Genomic DNA, 20,086 nt, shown 5'->3' with positions numbered 1-20,086 from the left:
TCTACGTGGCATTTCCGTTTGTACTCTATTGCATCTTTTGATCAGAGAACTAAAGCTGAATAGCTATAAGTTATACAAGATCCTCCACTCCCCATTACAAAATTTCATAATTTTGCGGAATCATCAATCCTTCTGCTGTCGTTTGTTTCGTTGCGATGACAGTTAGTTTAGTTGCGAATTTGCTTGATTGTGTTGCAAGCCCGTATGGTTGTGTTGCCAAGTCAGCTTGATTGTGTTGCGACAGTTTGATTTCGTTACAATCTAGTTGCGTTGCGAGCAGATTTCGTTGTGTTGCAGATTCGCTTAATTGCGTTGTGCTCTGTAACGCGGGTTGGCGGTATTTGTAGACGTAACATGACGCGATACAACCAAAAAAGAGGCCATAAGCAGCCTCTTTTCTCAACTCATCATGCAAATTCGGTTTTTGCCGCCCTCTTTCGCTTGATAGAGTGCGAGGTCAGCTTGGTGGAACAACTCAGTGAATGTTTGAATTTTGCCGTTTGCGTTATCGGCGATGCCGACGCTTGCGGTTAATGAAATGTAAATGCCGTCTTTTTCAACTTTGATTAAACGGACGGCTTCAAGCAGGTGCTCTGCTTTATCGTGGGCTTCATCGAGGGAAAGATCGCGTAAAATAATGGCGAATTCGTCGCCGCCGAAACGGCCCATCAAGTCACCGCTTCTAATTTGGCGGGCGCACGTTTGACCGATTCTCTTGATGATTTCATCTCCAAATATGTGGCCGTATGTATCATTCAAGATTTTCAAATTGTCGAGATCGAAAGCGATGCAGACGATACTTTCGCCAGTATGCGCGGCTTCTGCAAGCCATTTGTCCGCCGTCGTTTCCATATAGCATCTGTTGTACAGACCTGTAAGGTAATCGGTATTTGCCCGGCGTTCGATGGACGTAATCCGATGCTTCACTCCCAATTTCACAGCGGTCATCGCAACTTCGTGCTGGTTCAGATCACTCAACAAATCAATCAATGCCTGCTGGGCTTTATAACCACGTTCCACATCACCCATCAATTCACAAAGTTTGCATCTCTTTTCCAAAATGCCTTTCAGCAAATTCCTGTCGTTATAGCTTTCTGCAAGCTCTTTCGCTATGTCATATGCTTGCAATGCTTCGGGGTACATCTTTTTATGCATTAAAAATCGTCCATATAAGTCATGCACTTGCGTCTTTTCCCGAATGAAGGACTCAAGTAGCGGATCATTCACCATTTCAGTTACAAGCTGTTCCGCATCCTCAAGTTTCTCCAAGCCGATAAGCGCGTTTGCGACGTTCAGCTTCACCCGGAATTCCAATATCGGAGTCATCGGTTCGTGCAGTTTTGCCATCGCCAATCCTTTTTCCGCCATTGTAAGGGCGTTTTCAAAATCCAATTCAATTGCAAGAATCATGCTGTAGTTGCTGTAAGCATTGCTGACGATATTGTAATGCCCGAGCTTTTCACCTAGCTCAATGGCGCGCTCCAACGTCTCCTTCGCTTTTTGGTAGTCCTTATTGTACTCATGCAATAGGAACAGGACGTTGCATCCATTCAGTCGGTCATCTTCATCGCCATTGTCGAGGCAATAGTCCAAATAGGCATCGATGCTATGGAACGCCTCTTCGATTGCGCCGATGCAGTAAAAGGATGCGGCGTTGTTAATATGGGCTGCCAAAATGGATTTCGGGTCATTTGCTGTTAAACCAGCCTCCAATAATTGAAAACACGCTTCGATTGTCTCTTCGTATTTCCCTTCCACCCTCAGCTTTTGGACATTTCGCTGCAATGAAACCAAGTCTTCCTTCTCCATGCCCACAACTCCTATCCCTAATACTTAGTTCAATTTAACTGTATGGTTCAAAAAGTAGTTACTACTATAGTAACACGCCTTGGATTATTGTGGAACTTTTTTGTCGAATAAATATGTATGGAGCTGTATGAAACAGCTCCTTATATGTGTCATTTCCCCCTATTTCCTTGCTTGTCCATCTAAAGTTTTTGCGTGGTTGAGGATGTCCAATTCAGCTTTATCCAATCCTCCATCCAACCTTTGCATTGATTCGGCATCAATCTTTTGCTTCTCGTATTCCACTTCTAATGAAGCAAGCAGTTCAATAGCGGGACGAACCCCCGCAAATATCGTGATGCTGCTTACTACGACGGCGGCAGCTAAAATGATTGCAGCTATCTTTTTAATCGCACTCACTCCCCATAGTTTCATCCTATCTATTACTATACGACGTTTCCGGGAGATAGAAAATTCAATTTTATTGATAAAATACGCCATTCAACCTTCAAAATCGCCAGTAAAGAAAACGAACCAATCTGCATCGACAGATTATATTGTCAAATGCTGGGGGAACTTGGGGAAACATTCATTTTTCGCAAGAGGCATATGATAAAAGAGATGTTGTAAAATTAATAATAGTCAAAATACCCGGTAGTCAACTTATGTAATATCGTCTAATAACAAAAGGAGGTTAAAATGAAAAAAATTATTTTAGGTTTATTATTGACCGTATTCTTAGCAGGGTGTTCTGAGGGAAGGACAGTTGTTCAAGAAGAATGGGAGGTTAGCCCGACTTTCGAAATACCAATTACTTTCGGCAACGGCACTAAAGGAACGTATGTATTAATCGGAGAGGAAGGAAGATTGGGTTTTTTAATCGGTTCGGGAAATGAAGGGGAAGTTGAAGCAGAACCTATCATTAAAGGAATAGAAAATAAGTATATGTGGCATTTTTGGGGTAAAGATGAAGAATTAAACGGAAATTTTAAGGTAATTGGTATTAACGAAGAAGGTGAAGAACACAAAGTCTTACTTCAAAATATGGGAATGCCTACTAGTGAAAAAGTTTGGGAGTATCCAAATATGGGGTTAAGCTCAAATAATGGAGCTGACACACATATTCCATCTGGAATGGAGTTTCAAACATCAGGATTATGGAAATTAAAAGTATATTTTGATGAAAATTTTTTTGGAGAAATTGTTGTAAATGTAGTAGAAGGTTAACCCATACTCAACATAAAGGCTTTAATCAATTATCCAACAAATAATAGAGAAAAAACGCAGTGGTGTTACTACCTCTGCGTTTTCTTATGCGATTTAATCGTCTAGGGAAATTGACAGCCGACTTCCTTTCATTCAAATGATCTGGTCAAAATAAGCGACAGTCTTCATTTCCTCTCCAACTTTCCGCAAAGACCAAGTATCTTCGATATATACTTCCGCCAACTTCTCAAACTTGCCGCCATGTTTCATCGCAAATTCAAGTGCGACGACACTTTCGTACAGATGCGCCATCCGCTTCATGAGTCCTTTTGCTTCGAATGTTTGGAGTGCGTTATCGTAACCTGCAAATGCTGAAAGGTCAGTGGAGAGATTAGTTAATTTCACCAGCAGCGCTTTCTTCGACTCGGTGTCACTTACGACGACGAGGCGATTGCGCATTTCGTCAATGAACAGTTTGTGGGCCTCGAACTTATTTACAAGACGGATAAGTTCAAGCCCTAAAATATTGGCGGTGCCTTCCCACACTGTGAGCACTTGTGCATCCCGCAGCAGGCGCGGCGTGACGAAATCCTCGATATAGCCATTGCCGCCATGCATTTCGATCGCTTCATGGGCGAAGTGGATCGCTTGCTCAGCCGTCTCCTTTTTGATGAGCGCAATGAAAAGGCGGTTGAGGACCTTTTCACGTTCGGACGCAGCACCTTCCGTGACACGTTCATACAATTTGATGAAATCAAAGACGGTTGCCACTTCGACATGAAGCCGTGCCGCCAATTTTCCGAGCGTATCCTGCACCATCGGATAATCGGTGAGCCGGCGGCCGAATGCATTCCGGCGGGTTGCGTACGCTGTTGACTCCAACAAGGCACGCCGCATGATGCCGACGGAAGCGACCGCGTTGCAAATGCGCGACAGATTAAGGGCTTCCATCATGTAGTAAAAGCCTTTCGACGGATCCCCTACTACATAGGCGAGCGCACCGTCGAATTCGACTTCTCCGGAAGGGACGGCCCGCACCCCGAGTTTATCCTTCAACCGGCGGATGCGGAGCCCGTTCAATTTGCCGTCTTCCTGGCGCCACGGAACCGCGAACAACGTCAATCCGCGTGACCCGTCCTGTGCTCCTTCGATTCTCGCAAGTACCATTGCCACTCCCGCCATGCCAGCGTTCGAGGCAAAATATTTCTCACCGTATAACCGGTACTGGTCACCGTCCTTTACCGCCTTCACGACATTCGCCCCGACATCCGAGCCACCTTGACGCTCTGTCAGAAACGTCGCGCCTTCGTACAGCGGAACTTCCCCTGTCGAACAGACATTGTTGAGGAATAGGCTTTTCACATATTCATCTGCATAATGGTCGAGCATATAGGCAGTCGCCATCGTCAGCGTGACGGGGCAATAAAAACCTGGTTCCGCATGCGACAGCAAATAGCCTTGCGCAAAGCTATACGTATAATTCCCTTTATGGCCAAGCTCCGGAATTTCTTTATGGACATATCCGACAATGCCTGTATCATACGTTTCCTGTACAGTGTTCCGGTACCCTTCATTCACCCATACGTCGGAAACTTCCTCTCCGAATTTGTCGTACCGGATGAGACGCGGCTCCCCTTCACGGTCGGTATGCTTTGCACGCGCATCTATCGCATTCGCGCATTGCTCCCCGAAAAGGGAAAGTTCGCGTTTCGCGTACTCAAGGAATGGTCCTTTTAAATGCTCTTCGAGTATCAATCGGAGCGTGTCGTCGCCTTCAAAAAAGTTGTCGGTATTGATCGTTTCCGCTTCCTGTACAACCTTCATGAGACGGTCACCCCTTCCCTTAATGGCTGCTTCAGTATTTTCCCGGAGGCGTTCCGCGGCAATGCTTCGACTTGTTCGTATAGACGCGGCACTTTGTATTTGGCGAGGTGCTCGTGGAGGAACGCTTTTAATTCCTCACTGTCGACCGGATTCGTTGCAGCGAACACTGCTTTCACCGTTTCGCCCCATTCAGGATGCGGCACGCCGACGACCGCAACTTCGCGGATTCCCGGATAGCGGAGGATTGTCTCCTCGATCTCTTTCGGATAAATATTGACGCCGCCCGAAATGATCAAGTCTTTTTTTCGGTCGACAATCCATATATAGCCGTCCTCATCAAATTTCGCCAAGTCGCCTGTCTTAAGCCATTCTCCAATGAATGCCTCCTTCGTAGCTTCCTCGTTTTTATAATATCCGAGCATATTCCCTTCCCCGAGAAGGACGATTTCGCCGATTTCACCTGGTGAAACGTCGTCGCCGTGTTCATTCACAATCCGAAGCTCCGTATGCAACGGTGCCCGTCGTCCGATGCTGCCGGATTTTGTTGCATGCTCATCCGCAAGTAGCAATGAGCCGCTCGGACCCGCTTCCGTCAGACCGTATACACAAACTAGATTGTCCGTCCGGAAAGCGTTTTGCACCATGTTCACTTCATTCGAAGATAGCGGCGCCCCGCCGTAAATCCACCATTTCATCGAGGACAGGTCCGCCTCCTTCAATCGCGACTGTCCCGCTGTGAGTAAATAGGCGACGGGCGCGCCGAAGAAATGGGTCGTCCTCTCCTTTTCCACCGTGTCGATTAGGAGGTCAGGTGTGAAAGTCGGTGTGAGGACAAGCGTTGCGCCGACATACATGCCTGCCATCATGAATAAATGGAGAGGTGCCGAATGGCTGAGCGGCATCATGAGGAGGACGCGGCTTTCAGGCTTGAACTCCATTTCGACGGCGATCATCGAAGCGACGGTGAGGATGTTTCGATAGCTGAACAGCACCCCTTTTGGATTTCCTGTCGTTCCGGACGTGTACAGGATTGTCGATTCATCGTCTTCTTTCAAGCTGCATAGTATCGGTTTGTCGTCTCCGTTTTGGATAAGCGTTTCGAAGCTTCTCCAGTTTCCGGACGCTTCGCCTGTTATGATTAAAATAGATGGAGATTGCAATGATTTCACAGTTTCAAACAGCAATTCATGCACAATGAGCGCTTCTGCATCCGAATGGTTCAGCACATACGTCAATTCTTCCGTCGTCAGCTTGACGTTGATCGGAACAACAATCGCGCCAATACGCTGAACGGCGAAATAGGCGACTAAGAATTCCTCGGTATTCGGCAAGAATAACGCCACTTTCGCTCCCTTACGAATGCCCTCCTTCTGAAGCGCATGGCCAAACCGGTTGACGCGGTTGTCCAATTCCTTGTACGTCGTCCGCTTCCCCATGCTGACGACGGCTTCCGTTTCCGGGTACTTCCTTGCATTTCTCTCCAACAGCTGTGAACTGTTCATCCCTTCATTCCCCTTTCGAACTATCCAATTTTTCAGTGAATTCATCGAGCAACTCTTCCATTTCAGCCTTCATTTCCTGCAACTCCCGGATTTTCCGATCGATTTCCCCAATACGCCGTTTGCCGTATTCGATCGTCACCTCAAGCTGTTTGCGCCCTGTCCGATCCTTGTCGAACAGCAGCACCATCTCCTTGATGTCGTCCAATGAAAACCCGTATCGCTTACCGCGGAATATAAGCTTCAGCTTCGCAAGCTCGGCATTCGTATAGAGCCGTTGATTCCCCTCCGACCGTTCTGGCGCGAGCAGCCCAATTTCCTCATAATACCGAATTGTACGTGTCGACACCCCGAATGATTCCGCCACTTCCGTAATCGTCTTCAGCTTCACCACCCCTTCAGCCTTTCCTATGAATATAGCATTGACGTTAACGTAAAGGTCAAGCAGTTGTTTTAATAAACCATTAAGTGTGTTCTAGAAATATGCACGTGTAACAGTAATAATCCTAAATTAGAAGATATTGTAACAATTTGACTATATTTTTCAAATTAGTCATGCTATAATGAAAAGTAACTAAACCAAAAGGAGGATATATTATGTCTTGTAAACATTTTTTGCATGATCATCGGACTGTTAACGCATTGCGTTGGGCGAAAACATCTGCTGGCTTGTCGGAGATATTCACGACACATGGTACTTATTCTTCTACTCTCACACCTATGGAGTTTCTAGAGAAACTACCCGGTTCGAAAGTCATCTTACAAACGGAACCGTCAGACCATATCGAATGTGTATGGATTTTTAATGGCTCCTTCAAAACATATAAAGTGGATGAGTATCTTACCAATGTCGTTTTCGATGATGACACAAGCATCTCAGTTCCAGTTCCGCAAAAGTTCATTGATCGGCAAACTGACCGTTTACTACATACCTTCACGTATCACGAAGGGCAATTGAACTATATATTTCCTTGTATTAAAGAGTTCAATGAACAATACAATGCAGTTGAACATGAAGCATAAAAAAACAGGCAGCCCACGCTAGTAGCGGGCTGCCTTTCTTACCTTATTTCTTCAAATCTTCGATCGAATCGATGTCCATATATTGTGGAACGACGAGTCCAATTTTCACGCCTTCCATATTGATGCCAAGCTCTTCGAATTTACCGTCGAATTTTTCCGCATATGTTGCATGCGTCACCGGCAACCATGCCGCAAGCGATGCATCCGCGCTTCCGTCAGCAATTGCCGTCCAAAGTGGACCTGCTTCGACTTGCGTCAATGTAACTTTGTATCCCATATCTTCAAGTACGAGTTTGATGACGTTATGGCTTGCGATTTCACTATCCCATGCAACATAAGCAAGCTTGATGGCATCGCCGTCTACTTTGTCCACGCCGTCTGTCCATTCCGCAACTTTGTCTGCATTGGCGTCAATCCAGTTCTGTGCAGCGACTTCCTCTTTTTCGCCTTCCTGAATGGCAACCATCACTTCACCCATGTCCTCTTCAGACCAATTGAAGTTCGAAAGGATTTGATGGGCTTCCGGCAAGTCTTCCGCAAGTCCTATTCTGCCGATAGTACGGATCTGCTCTTCCCCGCCGAATGAACCTTTAGGATCCTCCAAGTATTTCAAGTCGAACTTCGCGAATTTCCAGTGAGGCGTCCAACCTGTAACGATGATTGGCTGTTCAGTGTCATACGCTTTTTTCAACGCCGCAGTCATCGCCGCGCCCGATCCCGTCGTTACGTCCCATTTATCGAGCTCGTAATCTTTGATTGCTCTATCGGTCGCTTCCATGATGCCCGCGCCCGGGTCGATTCCCGTGATTTTATAATCGACGGATTCGCCTACCGATGCCGATCCATCTCCGCCTGAAGTCGATTTGCCGTCAGCTTTATCATCATTTCCGCAAGCGGCCAAACCTAATGCGAGTATTGCTGCTGCTCCTAGTCCAAACAATTTCTTTGTCAAATTCATTAAATAGTTCCCCCTTGTTTTTTCTTGCCTGCGTGCTGTGTAATCCGGTCAAGGATGATGGCGACGATGACGATCGAAAGACCCGTTTCAAAGCCTACGCCCGTCTTCAACTGGGTCACCGCCCTGTACACTTCTTCACCGAGTCCCGGCGCACCGACCATCGACGCGATGACGACCATCGATAAGGACAGCATGATGCTTTGATTGACCCCTGCCATGATTGTCGGTTGAGCGAGCGGTATTTGCACTTTCAAAAGCCGCTGCCACGTCGTCGAACCGAATGCTTCGGTCGCTTCGATCAAATCTTTCGGCACTTGCTCGATTCCGAGCATCGTTAACCGGATTGTCGGTGGCATCGAGAAGATAACCGATGCGACGACGCCTGGTACGACGCCGATATTGAAAAAGAATATGGCTGGCAATAAATAGACGAATGCCGGCATCGTCTGCATCAAGTCCAAAATCGGATTAATGATCTTCTTCACCGCCGACTTCTGGGATGCCCATATGCCAAGCGGAATACCGATGACGAGCGCAATGACGACCGAAGTTATAACAAGCGACAGCATTTGCAGCATCGGATGCCAATAGCCGAGGTAATCAATGAACAACAACCCGACCAATGTAAAAATTGCAATCCGTCGTGTGGAAATGAACCAAGCAAGCAATGCGAACAAGACAGCAAGCACTATGGACGGGACCATTCCCATCCAGTCGACTGCCCCTTCGACGATGCCTTTCAAGAACGCGGAGATGCCGTCGAACACAGAGCCGAAATGGGTTACAAGCCAATCGACGCCATCATCGATCCAACTGGCGAATGGCAAACGTGGCAATAAATTATCCAATGTTGCTCACCTCGATTTCCAGCAACTCTTCCGAATCAACTTTCCGGTCACTATTAATAAACTTTCCATCGCCAGCCAATGCGCCAATCAGTGCACCACGAATGATAATGCCTTGCAGATGGTGCTCTTCATTCACGACCGCAACCGGAATTTGTGTCGTCGATACCGTATCGAACAGCTCGGTCAATACGGTGTCCGGAGAAATCGTCGGAATGTCCGTGATTAGGACGTCCTCCAATGACTTCCCCGTTTCCGTTGCTTCACTGGCATCCTGTGCTGTAACGGCACCAAGAAGCCGATTTCCTTTATCGACAACGTAAATAGAAGAAATCCCTTGCCGTTTCATAAGGCGCAATGCAACGCGGGCTCCCCTGTCGATTTGCACCATATCCGCTTTTTTCATAATATGGCCCGCCGTCAGCACTTTCGATAGGTCGACATCTTCGACGAAACGTTCCACGTATTTATTCGAAGGACTCATCAATATCTCTTCAGGTGTTCCGATTTGGACGATATCTCCGTCCTTCATTAACGCGATGCGGTCGCCGATGCGGAGCGCCTCGTCCAAATCATGGGTAATGAAGATAATCGTTTTCCCCATGTCATGGTGCAGCTGTAGGAGCTCATCCTGCATATCTTTCCGGATTAACGGATCGAGGGCACTGAATGCTTCATCCATGAGCAGCACATCGGGATCATTCGCAAGCGCGCGTGCCAATCCGACCCGCTGTTGCATCCCGCCGCTCAGCTGGTTCGGGTATTGCTCTTCATAGCCGGCAAGTCCGACGAGCCGCAACGACTCGATCGCCTTCGATTTTCGTTCCGCTTTTGCAATCCCTTGGATTTCAAGTCCATACTCCGTGTTCTCAAGAATCGTCTTATGCGGGAAAAGGGCAAAATTCTGGAACACCATCCCGATTTTCTTCCGTCTCACTTGACGAAGCTGCTCTTTATTCATGCCGACAATGTCTTCACCGTCGATGCGGATCGAGCCCATCGTCGGATCGATCAACCGGTTCAGCATCCGCACTAATGTGGATTTCCCGCTTCCTGACAGCCCCATGATGACGAATATCTCACCTTCATAGACGTCGAACGTAGCGTTTTTCACACCTATCGTCGCGCCTGTGGACTTGAGGATTTCACTCTTCGACTTCCCCTCATTCAACAGCTGCGCCGCGCGCCTGCTGTTTTTTCCGAAGATTTTCGTCGTGTTGACCACTTCGATTTTCTTTCGTATTTCTACCATGTGTACACTCCCTAAATTTTCAAAACTCATCGTCTACTAGTATATGCATAAAGATTTTACTTTACAACCGTTATTTCGTTATAAATTGTCCGTACGGTAAAAACTGTACAAAGTGTAAACTTATCGTTACACTTGAAATGAGGGTATAATACGCTTAGGTTAGTGATTGGGGAAAATTAATCCCAGACAGCGGAGGGAATGCACTATGGACGGTAAAGAAACACTCGACAAAGCACGCGAGCGAATCATCGAAACGATCGCGCAAAACATACATCTATACGGTCTCACACCTTCTGCCGGTAGACAGTACGGCACAATGTTCTTCCATGACGAGCCGATGACATTGGACGACATGACTGAAGAACTCGGCATGAGCAAGACGAGCATGAGCACATCCGTCAGGGCGCTCGCCGAACTGAAATTAGTCGAACGGGCATGGATACGTGGCGTCCGCAAAGACTTGTATCAGGTGAAAGACGATTGGTACCAAAGTTTTATCAATCTATTTTCTATTAAGTGGCGCAGATCCATTTCACTCCACTCCGTCGCCGTCAGAAAATCGCTGCGCGAGCTGGAACAGTTGAACAACAATCCCGACATCAGCGAAGATCTGAAAGCGATTGTGGAAACGGACATCGAGAAGCTCAAATATGTCCGCGACTACTTTGAATGGCTCGACCGACTTGTCGACGCCTTCGAAGACCACGACATCTTCGACCTCGTCCCCCTCAAGGAACATGAGGAGACAGTAAGGGATTAATAGAAGATCTCCAACCAAAAAGGCGGCCCCTGCGAAAAGGGACCACCTTTTTTAAATTGTGCAACATACGTATAAAAGCTTGAAACGACGCATGAATAGCTTCAGAAACGCAATATTGCTATTAATGAAGCATAAAACCTTGTAGATACGCATAAATTCGGAAATCTACGCATAAATCTAGATAACTGCGCATAAATGTCTTAATCTACGCATAAAACGCCGCAGAAACGCATAAAGCGTTGGAAAGGCGCATAAATTCCTGAAGTGACGCATAAACGAAAACGTGAATCCCATTGCATTCGCAAAGCAGTTATATTACCCTTAAATACGCGTCTGCATTGCAAAAGGAGGCATTCTTATGCAAAAAAAGATACCGATACTAATGCTTTTGCTCGTTATCGGCTCAATATCACTCGTGTTATCCTTAACCCTTTCGCTTCCGAACGTCGTTGAATGGAGCTTTCTCATCTTGGGCGTTCTGCTCAATGTAACAAGCGCCGTCGGACTCATGATCATCGGCGTCAAAAGGACAAGAGGATCTTAAAAAGCTGTTTCGAAGTCGGAATTCACTTCGAAACAGCTTTTTCTACTTTCTTTGACATCTTATGTATAAAGGACTGTTTATGAGTATTTCGACATATATATGAATGTCCAAAGACATTTATGCATATTTCAGTGCTTTTTTACGTATATAATCAAAAAAGTGACTGCAACATTCCTCGAATGTCAGTCACCTTCATCTCCAAAAATTATTCACTTGGACTCAGCGTATTTGTCAATTCATCGTAATCAACGGATTTCAATAAACCATTGGATTGCATCTTCTTCACAAATTGTAAGAGTTCCATCTTCATCTTCATGATCTCGATGTCCAGGAATTCCATATCGCATTCTACTTTTGCCCTTGCTATCGTCATCCCCTTCACACTCCTTTTGTACTGTTTTATTTCGATGAATCTCCATGGCGTGGGACTATTAACTTTAATATATCACGCACCGTCCTTCTAAAGAAGTATAACCGGTTGGGACATTTTTTTCAAAAACAACGTTTTTTTTCGCTTTTTCAAGAAAAGTTTCTCACTTTGCATTAATATCCTTTATACTGTAAATTAGGATTAGGCAGATAAAGAGAGGGATCGGCGAATGAAAATAGGTCATTTGATACGTGCGGAACGTGTACGGCAAGATATGAAACAAGTTGTCCTGGCCAAAGGGATTTGTACGCCATCTTATTTATCCAAAATTGAACGGAATCAGATTGAACCGAGCGATGACATTACGGAAATGCTGATGGAGCGACTTGGGATGGACCCGGGGAAATTGCAGGAGAATGATGAGGAGACGGAAATTGAGTTTGAGAAGATGTTATTGGAGACATATCGTGAAGTTATGACAGCGAGAGATTTAAATTTCACGAGAGAGAAATTAGAGTATCTTGAGCAAAACGTCCCCCTATTTGAAAACGATTCATTACATTTTACTTATTCGCTTATTACTTTTCGATTTAATATGATAGTAAGAATTGATTCAGAAAAACTCAAACAAGAAATTAATTTACTTGAAGAATCTATTGATAATTTTGATGTATACCAACTTTATTTGTTTCACTTAAATAAAGGGTTATTCTGTTATAATACTGGCAACGTAAAAATGGCCATACATTATTATGAGTTAATACTCCATAAACTGGAGTCGTTACCTCTTGGCGAATGGGAAAAAGCTGAATTTAATTATATAATTGCTGTGTTTTATATGGCCGATGGGCATACATTCAATTCGATTGACCATGCTAGACGTGCACTTAATTTTTTCCGAGAACATCTAATGATGAGTAGAGTGTTAGACTGCTATATTCTCATCGGAATTTCTTATAAAAGAAGCGATAAATTCCAAGACGCACTGGAGGCATATTCAAAAGCCCTGCAAATTAGCGAAGAATTTAATTTGCACAGCGAAAAAGGGATCATTTATCATAATATAGGTACTCTGAATAGTGCTATGGGAAATAGCAAGCAAGCTATCGAATACTATAATAAAAGTATTGAGCATAAAATAGATCCATCTGAAAAGCTGATTACAATTCTCTCTTTAATCGAGGAATATTCAAAAACGAATGAAAAGAACCTTGTTAAAGATTGGGCCGAAAAAGGGATTGCATTATATCATCAATTAGATGATGAAAACCAAATTTCTTATTTTCATCATTTCAGCTTCTATCAATCATTGCATAGCGAACATGGATTGTCTGTAGAAATAACAGAAGCTGCCATTCAACATTTTAAGGAAATTCAAGATTTTAGATTCATTCATAAGTATTGCATTGCGCTAGCAGAGTGGTACTATAATAATAGGAAATATAAGCTAGCATCTAGTTTTTATCGAGATGGGATTAGATATGGCTATATTTATAGTAAAAAAGAAAAATGGGAGGATTTGTAATGAAAAAGATTGTATCGATTCTTTTACTAGCTATTGTATTAGGTATGACAGTTCAAAACAGCACTGTTTCAGCTAGTAACTCTGACCAAATGCCAAAAGTGTTAAAAACTTTCTCTTACACAGTAGCAAAATGATTAAATGAAAAGGAATGCTCCGTTATGGATGCATTCCCTTTTATTTTACTCAATATTTAGTACGGTGCCTGTGCAGCAAACAATTCTGACTATGCATTGCAATTGTATAATTGAAATCCAATGGTGGCTATATATCAATGTTCCCCTTAAATTTCACTGTATAAATATCACCATTATTGAATTGTCATAAATGTACCTTACACAGGCACCCAAACAATTCCCACAATTAAAGCATTCCTCTTAGTTCTGCAAGGTACGTTCCGACGGTGGAGTCGCCGAGGAGTTTGAGTAGAAGGCCGAATAGGATGATGACGAGGACTGTGTAGGCAGCGTACCCGTGTAGCGGATCGATTCCTTTTGGTTTTTTAGATAAGAGGACGCTTATGACATAACCCGGTGAAAGCATGAGAACGTAGATGAAACTGATGATCAGCAGGAAAATTCCGTACCAGTATGATTTCATTAGCAGTAAAAACAGGGCGACGACGCCAATGACGATGGCCGGCAAGGAGTGTGCGCCGTATAACTCCAACGTCTGTTTAAACGGATAGGCAGGTCCAAAATTTTTACCGATAATGAATAGACCGATTGAAACGATCGCGATGCAAACTGCCGTAAATCCTGCTACATTCAAGAAGACTGATGAAAACGAGGGACCACTATCCACACCAACCGATTCAAGCGCCATGCCTTTGAGTAGCGTGAAAAAGGACAGTCCAACAATGGTTGCATACAGCAGCAATGAAATGAAGCCGTTCCGATACTCATCGTCTTGTCTTGTAAGGCTGATCGAAGGGTGTTTCAAATGTCTTACAAAATAGGACCAGTATTCCTTCGTCAGGTTACTCATTTTCTCCAGATGAACGTTTGATTCCGTATTCACTACAGTCGCCTCAACGACCGTCTGTCCATCTTGAAAGACTTCCGCCGCCTCGTCCATCCTCCTGCCGCAACTTCCGCAAAACCGTCCGTTCGCATGCTTATTCCCGCAATTCGTACACGTCAATTTTTCTCCTCCTGTTTATTTCTTCATCCAAGACTACGGTGGCCAATCCAAGGTAATGGCCTTCTATAGTAACTGTATTATGATAATCCGTTCGTTACGACTGATTTTTAGATTATGCAGACAAAAAAAGAGCACGTATAGTTACGTGCATGTAAAAGTATAAAATTACTCTCTCATTTACCCCTTGGCATGTGGTGGTCCTACATCCGGTCCGCCAAGTGCGTGCGTGCTGTAATCGCTAGCGTATGCTTGATTCATCGATGGTGCAAATACCGCTAAACCAAGGATGAGGCACATCATCAGCACTTTCTTTTTCACGATTCTTCACCTCCTTTCAGCTCCATCGTTAATCGCTCATAGGCCTCGATGCAAAGCTCCTGGAATTTGAAGGCGATTTTGTATTTCTTGTTCGTTTCATAGTGGAGGGATAGATGGCGGGCGGCGTCCTTCAGTTCAGTCCAATCTTCATTTTCATGTAGATGGTAGATGCAATTCTTCATTTTCTGTTCGTACAGATCATATTCGCCAAGGGCGTGGTATAATTTCGCCTCAAAATAGTCGAGATTCGCTTGCTCCAGTTCATTCTGGATGGAGACTTGCAGTCGAGTAATACTGTCCCGCAATGCCATTAGATCACCGAGACGGATTAAAATCTTCAATTTCAAAAGTTGCGAGTCAAAGAGAGTTGTACATTTCAACTGTTTTTTCAAGTCAATGCATTGATTGACCGTTTTCAGTGCAAGGACATAGTCGTTCTCTTTCATCAAAACGGTAGCCAAATTATGATACAGCCGGCCATGAGTCCCTGACATAGGACTTCCCAAAACGCTGAATCCCTTGTCAATGTATCGTCTCGCTTCTGTCGGCTTATGCTGTGCGAGGTAGAGTGCTGCAATCAGATTATAGCAATCTCCGGACCTCGCCCAATTATGCATATGCAAATACTGCTCCTTTGCACGCTTTGCATATACATGGGCGGTGCCATAATCATAAAGCTTGTAGAGGGCTAAGGAAATATTGTAGTTTATTTTCGCCGAAAGGGATTCCTCTATCGTCAAGTGGAGGGCGTCTTCAAAATGGGAAATGCTCGCCTTATAGTCCTTTTTGAAATAGTAATACACACCTGATGTATACGTATATTTCTCAAGGAGCGCTCTGCTGGCATTTTCAAAGAATGTTTGTGGTATGTGGGCGACTTCTGAGGAGTAATGGGCTTGTGCTTCTGGGATGCGCCCTACTTTAACCAGTTCAATGTATTTCAATAAATGAAACATAATTTCCTGATGGATGGAGGAGATATAGGTAAAACGCTTATGGTGCTTGTCAATAAACTGTGGAATTGCCTTCATGTTCGAAGATAGCAGTTCCTCATATTCCGTCAATAAGTTTTGGAGGAGTGCATCATCTTCATGGATTCTTTGGAAATAGCTAATTGGCACATCGAGCCGATCAGCTAGCAGTTCAAGGACTTCGCTCGAGGGTTCAAAACGACCACTTTCGATATTGCTATAGTGGGAAGTTGATATGATTCCGGAGCTCGCCTCCTTTTGAGTGAGGCCTCTGCTCTCCCGCAGCCTCCGTATCCGACTGCCGATGTGCATGCTGGCACCTCTTTTCGTTCTTTCCACCATTGTACGTAACTTATTTGTTATATACAACACGAAGTTTGTCTATTCCCAATTTTCATTCTTTTGTACTTGTTTTGCGGACAGGCAAATGATTCTTCCATCACTATAGGGAAAATTCACTCCTCAATTTGTTCTATTAAGTTTTTTATCATTTCATCAAGACAACTGCCTATTTACCTATCAAGTAGCGTTAATCTTTGCATATACACAAAAGGGTCCCGGCTTTTCATTCAATCATATACAAGAATTCCGAGCAAACCCACAATTATTGCAAAATTTTAATTATTACATCATCCGTGCTATAGTTTAAGTATGTTGGACAACATATAATTTGAAGGCAAACTGGCCAGTTGTCTTCGCAAAAGGAGCGAGTAACGTGAAAAGAATCATTGCATTTGCATTGGCAGGAATTCTCGTTATCGGTGTTCAGTCCCCTATCCGCGCTTCAGCAGTCCAGCAACAAAAAGATGAGATGGTATCGATTCAACCGATTGTTTCCGTCGAGGAGCTACAAAAACAGGGCGAGGAGCTCGTCCTTCCAACAAGAATGAGCGAAAAGAATACTAACGGTCAAATGGATAAACAAAACCAATTGTCCAAAGCAATTATGAAGCTGTTGGCCGAGCATTTCGTCAAAACGGATAAAGTTCAAGGTGGGGGATCTGCAAGCTACATCGTCGGTCCGAGTGCTAGCGGCGATTTCTTCTATACACCGGCCTCGACAGCATTCGTAGACCATGGTCATGTCGGATTATACTATACTAGCAACACAATTGTAGAATCGGTCTTCCCAACCGGCGTCCGCAGCATTTCCGCCAACGTCAGGATGGTTGAAAAAGGGGCTGTCGTAAAATCCGTTTCCACAACAAGCACAGTCAAGCGAAATGTAGCAAACTGGGCGTATACCCAAATCGGACAGCCGTACTCGTTGAACTTCATGAACAACCGCAACACGGGGCATATGGGTGCGAAAAACTGCTCCAAACTCATCTGGTCAGCTTACTTATTGTTTGGCGGACTGGATTTGGATGTAAATAAAGGATTTGGCGTCTATCCTCGGGATATCCGCGACGCGAAACAGACAACATTCGTCCGCCAAATTTAATATTACCGAGACGCAATCGATTCTTACGAAGGAGTTGTCCGTTTACGGCCAGCTCCTTCATTCAGCTAAGGAGGTTTCGGAAAATGAAAAAGAAGTTGTTAATCTCCGGCATCACCGCCTTGCTTATCGTCGTCTTGACGACTGCCTATTTTGCTTTTAGCCGGCAACATTCGATAGAATTCCTCTCAGAGACTGACCTTTCACATCCTGATTTGCTGAAGGATACTGCGGCTATTCTATATTTCTCGACGACTGCGGATCAGGACATGAATCGGGATGGCCTCAGCTTTGCGGTTTTTGTTGATCAGGATGGAAATTCAAAACTGTGGAAAATGGAAGGCCTTGAACTTGGAACAGTTTTTGCAACAAAGGATACATTATTTTTGACGGATCGCGGTCATGTCTATTTGGCCAATTCGAATGGGACCAACACGTTCACAATGCTGCCGGAAGAACATACCGGTGAAGTGACGGCTTTCAATGATAAGGACAATCTCTTTTACAGTGTCTATAACTCTGGCTTCACCGAGGATGGCGGCTATCAGTCAAATATACGGTTTGGAGACGAGAACGGTTTCGAAACTGTCCACATCCCCCATTATTTGCAAATGTCCGGCAAGGCAGACGGGAATCTGCTCATGGTGATTGGGGACGGTGTCCGCATTTCATTGCAAAAGATGCCCCTTCAAAAAGATATCCAGCTAGAAGAAATCGTATCGCTCGGCCCGATTGGCGATCGGATCGGATTGGCATCGATTCTCAAAGAAGGCGACTACTATTATCTTTTGATGGCCGACACGGAGAAACTGACAAGCGATGTGTACCGCATCCACGAAAAGACGAAGAACATCGAGACGTTTCCACTCACTACTTACAAAGACATCCAAGAGTACATCATCCGCCTTCCTTATAACCTCCGGAACGCCGCCACCATCCATGACGGCATTCTCTACTATGTAGATGGAATCGGGGACGTGCACGCGCTCAACCCCGAAACAGGTGAAACCCATATTGCATTTGCCCTTCAAGGAGCTAGTCAAGGACAAATGAAAATGTCCGAACAAACATACTTCCAAGACGGTAAGCTCCACTTCTTCCGCTATCATGAATCATCCGACACGCATTCAATCGACACATATGACGTAACGACAGGTAAATTGCTAAGCGAACTCCCAATCCAAGGCCTCGATAGCATGTACCACTATGCACAAAAAAAGAAAAAGCGCCTCTCCCCATATGACTTCATTGTGCGTTAGCTCTGCTTTTTTGATGGTGCAGCTTTTTTTTGGCGCCTGTGCAGCAAACTATTCCGACTATACACTACAATTGTATAATCGACAGCGATATTCGTTTAAATCGCCTCATTTATGTATTTTTATTCGTAATGTTGAATTGTCATAATGGCGCCGCGCACAGGCACCGAAATAATTCTGAAATATTTAATCTTCCTCCTGGATTTTTCCAGCATTTTTACAATCGCATATCAAAGCTGTTACAATGCGCTAAAAACGTAGAAAGGGGGTATATAATAGCAGCATATTTAGTTAGAGGTGTATAGTTATGAAGAAGAAACGATTAACGTGGGTGGATGTGACGAAAGGGTTTTTAATGATCCTCGTCGTCATCGGACATTATCCTGGTGAACTCGATTTTCCACTCGCGAAATATATTTATTGGTTTCACATGCCTGCCTTTTTCATCTTGAGCGGTTTGTTTTTCAAACCGGTATTGGATAAAAAGGACATGAAACCGACAATCCATAAACGTTTTATGCAATTGATCGTCCCCTACCTGTTTTTCCTCGTCAGCATCACGCTGATCCGTTACGGAATGGAAATCGGTTCAGGCAATCGGGATTTATCATGGTATCTCAATGATCTATGGACGCTTGCCGTAGGCGGTCGTTTTATTCGCGGAGCGTATGGGGTATTTTGGTTTGTAACGACATTATTTTTCACATATTTATTTTTCTTATGGCTGACGAAATATTTCAATCGGGCGAAACAGATCCTGATTCTCGCCATCTTCTATATCATCGCGCATTTTGAAAGCATCTTCGCCATGCATGTCATCGGCGGAAAGCCTTCTGAAGCGGCGCAATCGATTCCTATGCTTTGGAACATCGACGTTGCGCTCATGGCAATCGTCTATTTCGCGATCGGGTATTATTTGAAGGATTTTTGGATGGATGTTTCGAAACGATGGATGGTTACGGCTTTGGCCATCGGTGTGACGGCTGTCTTGCTTGATAGCTTCCAAGTCATTGATTACCGACTTAGCATGAAGTTTTTACGGTATGATCATTTCGTATTGGATTTAGTCATCCCGCTTTCATTCACTATCGTATTGGTCGGCGTATTCCAGTTCATCACTGCAAAACTGTCGCTCAACTGGTTGCAAAAAATCGAGCAGCACTCGCTGTCCATCATGTATTTGCATATCTTTGCAGACATCATTTTGAACGATTATTTCACTTACGGCATCGTAGGCTTCACGGCGATCGGGGTATTCATTCCGATTATCGTTTCAATTTTAATAAACAAGTTGCTTCCGAACGGGAAGATTCTGCTTGGCGGGTTTTCACCGAAGAAAAAATCGACACCTATACCGACGTAAAAAAAG

The 20,086-nt window shown here is 44.5% G+C and carries 22 protein-coding genes; 9 read left to right on the top strand and 13 right to left on the bottom strand.

From position 1 onward, the window contains the following. Positions 1-94 precede the first annotated feature (94 nt). The 3 genes from NIT04_RS03245 to NIT04_RS03235 all read right to left on the bottom strand — a co-directional run bounded on the left by NIT04_RS03245 (position 95) and on the right by NIT04_RS03235 (position 2,205). Entirely contained in the window at positions 95-415 is a 321-nt protein-coding gene (locus NIT04_RS03245; protein ID WP_252502171.1) for a hypothetical protein, read from the bottom strand. Continuing rightward, positions 400-1,809: a GGDEF domain-containing protein gene (locus tag NIT04_RS03240; RefSeq protein ID WP_252502170.1), complete on the bottom strand. Its 1,410-nt coding sequence runs from the start codon at positions 1,807-1,809 to the stop codon at positions 400-402. Before NIT04_RS03240 ends, NIT04_RS03245 begins: the two co-directional genes overlap by 16 nt. 159 nt (positions 1,810-1,968) lie before the next feature. Then, a complete protein-coding gene (locus NIT04_RS03235) occupies positions 1,969-2,205 on the bottom strand; it encodes a hypothetical protein (protein WP_252502169.1) in 237 nt (78 codons plus the stop codon). Between the two features lie 279 nt (positions 2,206-2,484). On the opposite strand from NIT04_RS03235, the gene NIT04_RS03230 reads away from it, so the two are divergent. After that, positions 2,485-3,012, top strand: coding sequence for a DUF4871 domain-containing protein (locus NIT04_RS03230; RefSeq protein ID WP_252502168.1), 528 nt, complete (start codon positions 2,485-2,487; stop codon positions 3,010-3,012). 132 nt (positions 3,013-3,144) lie between these two features. On the opposite strand, the gene NIT04_RS03225 is transcribed toward NIT04_RS03230, so the two are convergent. Genes NIT04_RS03225 through NIT04_RS03215 form a run of 3 tightly spaced genes read right to left on the bottom strand, consistent with a single transcriptional unit; the run spans position 3,145 to position 6,699 of the window. Beyond that, a complete protein-coding gene (locus tag NIT04_RS03225; protein WP_252502167.1) occupies positions 3,145-4,815 on the bottom strand; it encodes an acyl-CoA dehydrogenase family protein in 1,671 nt (556 codons plus the stop codon). Next, positions 4,812-6,317, bottom strand: a complete 1,506-nt coding sequence (locus NIT04_RS03220; protein ID WP_252502166.1) for a class I adenylate-forming enzyme family protein — start codon at positions 6,315-6,317, stop codon at positions 4,812-4,814. The genes NIT04_RS03225 and NIT04_RS03220 overlap by 4 nt, the downstream gene beginning before the upstream one ends. Before the next feature lie 4 nt (positions 6,318-6,321). Further along, complete coding sequence (locus NIT04_RS03215) at positions 6,322-6,699, bottom strand: MerR family DNA-binding transcriptional regulator (protein ID WP_371922516.1); 378 nt, start codon at positions 6,697-6,699, stop codon at positions 6,322-6,324. A 212-nt stretch (positions 6,700-6,911) separates the two neighbouring features. Here NIT04_RS03215 and NIT04_RS03210 point away from each other — a divergent pair, with 212 nt between their 5' ends. Then, on the top strand, positions 6,912-7,337 hold the full coding sequence (locus NIT04_RS03210; protein WP_252502165.1) for a hypothetical protein: 426 nt from the start codon (positions 6,912-6,914) through the stop codon (positions 7,335-7,337). A gap of 43 nt (positions 7,338-7,380) precedes the next feature. Here the strand turns inward: NIT04_RS03210 and NIT04_RS03205 are convergent, their stop codons facing one another. From NIT04_RS03205 to NIT04_RS03195, 3 genes are read right to left on the bottom strand one after another with little or no spacing between them, the layout of a single operon-like run. Next, positions 7,381-8,295 (bottom strand): glycine betaine ABC transporter substrate-binding protein, encoded by a 915-nt coding sequence (locus tag NIT04_RS03205; protein ID WP_371922489.1) that lies wholly within the window; start codon positions 8,293-8,295, stop codon positions 7,381-7,383. Further along, on the bottom strand, positions 8,295-9,143 hold the full coding sequence (locus tag NIT04_RS03200; RefSeq protein ID WP_252502164.1) for a proline/glycine betaine ABC transporter permease: 849 nt from the start codon (positions 9,141-9,143) through the stop codon (positions 8,295-8,297). Before NIT04_RS03200 ends, NIT04_RS03205 begins: the two co-directional genes overlap by 1 nt. Next, positions 9,136-10,392, bottom strand: a complete 1,257-nt coding sequence (locus tag NIT04_RS03195) for a glycine betaine/L-proline ABC transporter ATP-binding protein (RefSeq protein ID WP_252502163.1) — start codon at positions 10,390-10,392, stop codon at positions 9,136-9,138. Before NIT04_RS03195 ends, NIT04_RS03200 begins: the two co-directional genes overlap by 8 nt. 205 nt (positions 10,393-10,597) lie before the next feature. Between NIT04_RS03195 and NIT04_RS03190 the strand changes: the two genes are divergently transcribed. Beyond that, the gene (locus NIT04_RS03190) at positions 10,598-11,152 is read left to right on the top strand and encodes a GbsR/MarR family transcriptional regulator (protein ID WP_252502162.1); all 555 of its coding nucleotides are present in this window, start codon (positions 10,598-10,600) and stop codon (positions 11,150-11,152) included. Between the two features lie 358 nt (positions 11,153-11,510). Next, positions 11,511-11,696, top strand: a complete 186-nt coding sequence (locus NIT04_RS03185) for a hypothetical protein (protein WP_252502161.1) — start codon at positions 11,511-11,513, stop codon at positions 11,694-11,696. Between the two features lie 205 nt (positions 11,697-11,901). On the opposite strand, the gene NIT04_RS03180 is transcribed toward NIT04_RS03185, so the two are convergent. Next, positions 11,902-12,069: a hypothetical protein gene (locus tag NIT04_RS03180; protein WP_252502160.1), complete on the bottom strand. Its 168-nt coding sequence runs from the start codon at positions 12,067-12,069 to the stop codon at positions 11,902-11,904. A gap of 226 nt (positions 12,070-12,295) precedes the next feature. On the opposite strand from NIT04_RS03180, the gene NIT04_RS03175 reads away from it, so the two are divergent. Beyond that, positions 12,296-13,591, top strand: a complete 1,296-nt coding sequence (locus NIT04_RS03175) for a tetratricopeptide repeat protein (protein ID WP_252502159.1) — start codon at positions 12,296-12,298, stop codon at positions 13,589-13,591. Beyond that, the gene (locus tag NIT04_RS19060; protein ID WP_256470572.1) at positions 13,591-13,725 is read left to right on the top strand and encodes a hypothetical protein; all 135 of its coding nucleotides are present in this window, start codon (positions 13,591-13,593) and stop codon (positions 13,723-13,725) included. The genes NIT04_RS03175 and NIT04_RS19060 overlap by 1 nt, the downstream gene beginning before the upstream one ends. Before the next feature lie 226 nt (positions 13,726-13,951). On the opposite strand, the gene NIT04_RS03170 is transcribed toward NIT04_RS19060, so the two are convergent. The 3 genes from NIT04_RS03170 to NIT04_RS03160 form a co-directional block, all read right to left on the bottom strand. Next, complete coding sequence (locus NIT04_RS03170) at positions 13,952-14,731, bottom strand: zinc ribbon domain-containing protein (RefSeq protein ID WP_252502158.1); 780 nt, start codon at positions 14,729-14,731, stop codon at positions 13,952-13,954. A gap of 177 nt (positions 14,732-14,908) precedes the next feature. After that, positions 14,909-15,049 (bottom strand): hypothetical protein, encoded by a 141-nt coding sequence (locus NIT04_RS03165; protein ID WP_252502157.1) that lies wholly within the window; start codon positions 15,047-15,049, stop codon positions 14,909-14,911. After that, on the bottom strand, positions 15,046-16,332 hold the full coding sequence (locus NIT04_RS03160) for a helix-turn-helix transcriptional regulator (protein ID WP_252502156.1): 1,287 nt from the start codon (positions 16,330-16,332) through the stop codon (positions 15,046-15,048). Before NIT04_RS03160 ends, NIT04_RS03165 begins: the two co-directional genes overlap by 4 nt. Positions 16,333-16,735: 403 nt before the next feature. Between NIT04_RS03160 and NIT04_RS03155 the strand changes: the two genes are divergently transcribed. The 3 genes from NIT04_RS03155 (at position 16,736) to NIT04_RS03145 (ending at position 20,080) form a co-directional block, all read left to right on the top strand. Next, complete coding sequence (locus NIT04_RS03155) at positions 16,736-17,464, top strand: hypothetical protein (protein ID WP_252502155.1); 729 nt, start codon at positions 16,736-16,738, stop codon at positions 17,462-17,464. A gap of 83 nt (positions 17,465-17,547) precedes the next feature. Beyond that, positions 17,548-18,720 (top strand): hypothetical protein, encoded by a 1,173-nt coding sequence (locus tag NIT04_RS03150; protein ID WP_252502154.1) that lies wholly within the window; start codon positions 17,548-17,550, stop codon positions 18,718-18,720. 304 nt (positions 18,721-19,024) lie between these two features. Further along, a complete protein-coding gene (locus tag NIT04_RS03145; RefSeq protein ID WP_252502153.1) occupies positions 19,025-20,080 on the top strand; it encodes an acyltransferase family protein in 1,056 nt (351 codons plus the stop codon). Positions 20,081-20,086 lie beyond the last annotated feature (6 nt).

The sequence above is a fragment of the Sporosarcina sp. Marseille-Q4943 genome, from assembly GCF_943736995.1.
Lineage (GTDB): Bacteria > Bacillota > Bacilli > Bacillales_A > Planococcaceae > Sporosarcina.
This window is presented reverse-complemented; position numbering and strand designations above follow the sequence as displayed.

Bases quoted from the DNA above. Each gene is read 5' to 3' on its own strand.
- NIT04_RS03185 (WP_252502161.1), top strand. From the start codon at position 11,511: ATGCAAAAAAAGATACCGATACTAATGCTTTTGCTCGTTATCGGCTCA.
- NIT04_RS19060 (WP_256470572.1), top strand. From the start codon at position 13,591: ATGAAAAAGATTGTATCGATTCTTTTACTAGCTATTGTATTAGGTATG.
- NIT04_RS03180 (WP_252502160.1), bottom strand. From the start codon at position 12,069: ATGACGATAGCAAGGGCAAAAGTAGAATGCGATATGGAATTCCTGGAC.
- NIT04_RS03145 (WP_252502153.1), top strand. From the start codon at position 19,025: ATGAAGAAGAAACGATTAACGTGGGTGGATGTGACGAAAGGGTTTTTA.
- NIT04_RS03150 (WP_252502154.1), top strand. From the start codon at position 17,548: ATGAAAAAGAAGTTGTTAATCTCCGGCATCACCGCCTTGCTTATCGTC.
- NIT04_RS03225 (WP_252502167.1), bottom strand. From the start codon at position 4,815: ATGAAGGTTGTACAGGAAGCGGAAACGATCAATACCGACAACTTTTTT.
- NIT04_RS03195 (WP_252502163.1), bottom strand. From the start codon at position 10,392: ATGGTAGAAATACGAAAGAAAATCGAAGTGGTCAACACGACGAAAATC.
- NIT04_RS03230 (WP_252502168.1), top strand. From the start codon at position 2,485: ATGAAAAAAATTATTTTAGGTTTATTATTGACCGTATTCTTAGCAGGG.
- NIT04_RS03220 (WP_252502166.1), bottom strand. From the start codon at position 6,317: ATGAACAGTTCACAGCTGTTGGAGAGAAATGCAAGGAAGTACCCGGAA.
- NIT04_RS03160 (WP_252502156.1), bottom strand. From the start codon at position 16,332: ATGCACATCGGCAGTCGGATACGGAGGCTGCGGGAGAGCAGAGGCCTC.
- NIT04_RS03210 (WP_252502165.1), top strand. From the start codon at position 6,912: ATGTCTTGTAAACATTTTTTGCATGATCATCGGACTGTTAACGCATTG.
- NIT04_RS03175 (WP_252502159.1), top strand. From the start codon at position 12,296: ATGAAAATAGGTCATTTGATACGTGCGGAACGTGTACGGCAAGATATG.
- NIT04_RS03190 (WP_252502162.1), top strand. From the start codon at position 10,598: ATGGACGGTAAAGAAACACTCGACAAAGCACGCGAGCGAATCATCGAA.
- NIT04_RS03205 (WP_371922489.1), bottom strand. From the start codon at position 8,295: ATGAATTTGACAAAGAAATTGTTTGGACTAGGAGCAGCAGCAATACTC.
- NIT04_RS03240 (WP_252502170.1), bottom strand. From the start codon at position 1,809: ATGGAGAAGGAAGACTTGGTTTCATTGCAGCGAAATGTCCAAAAGCTG.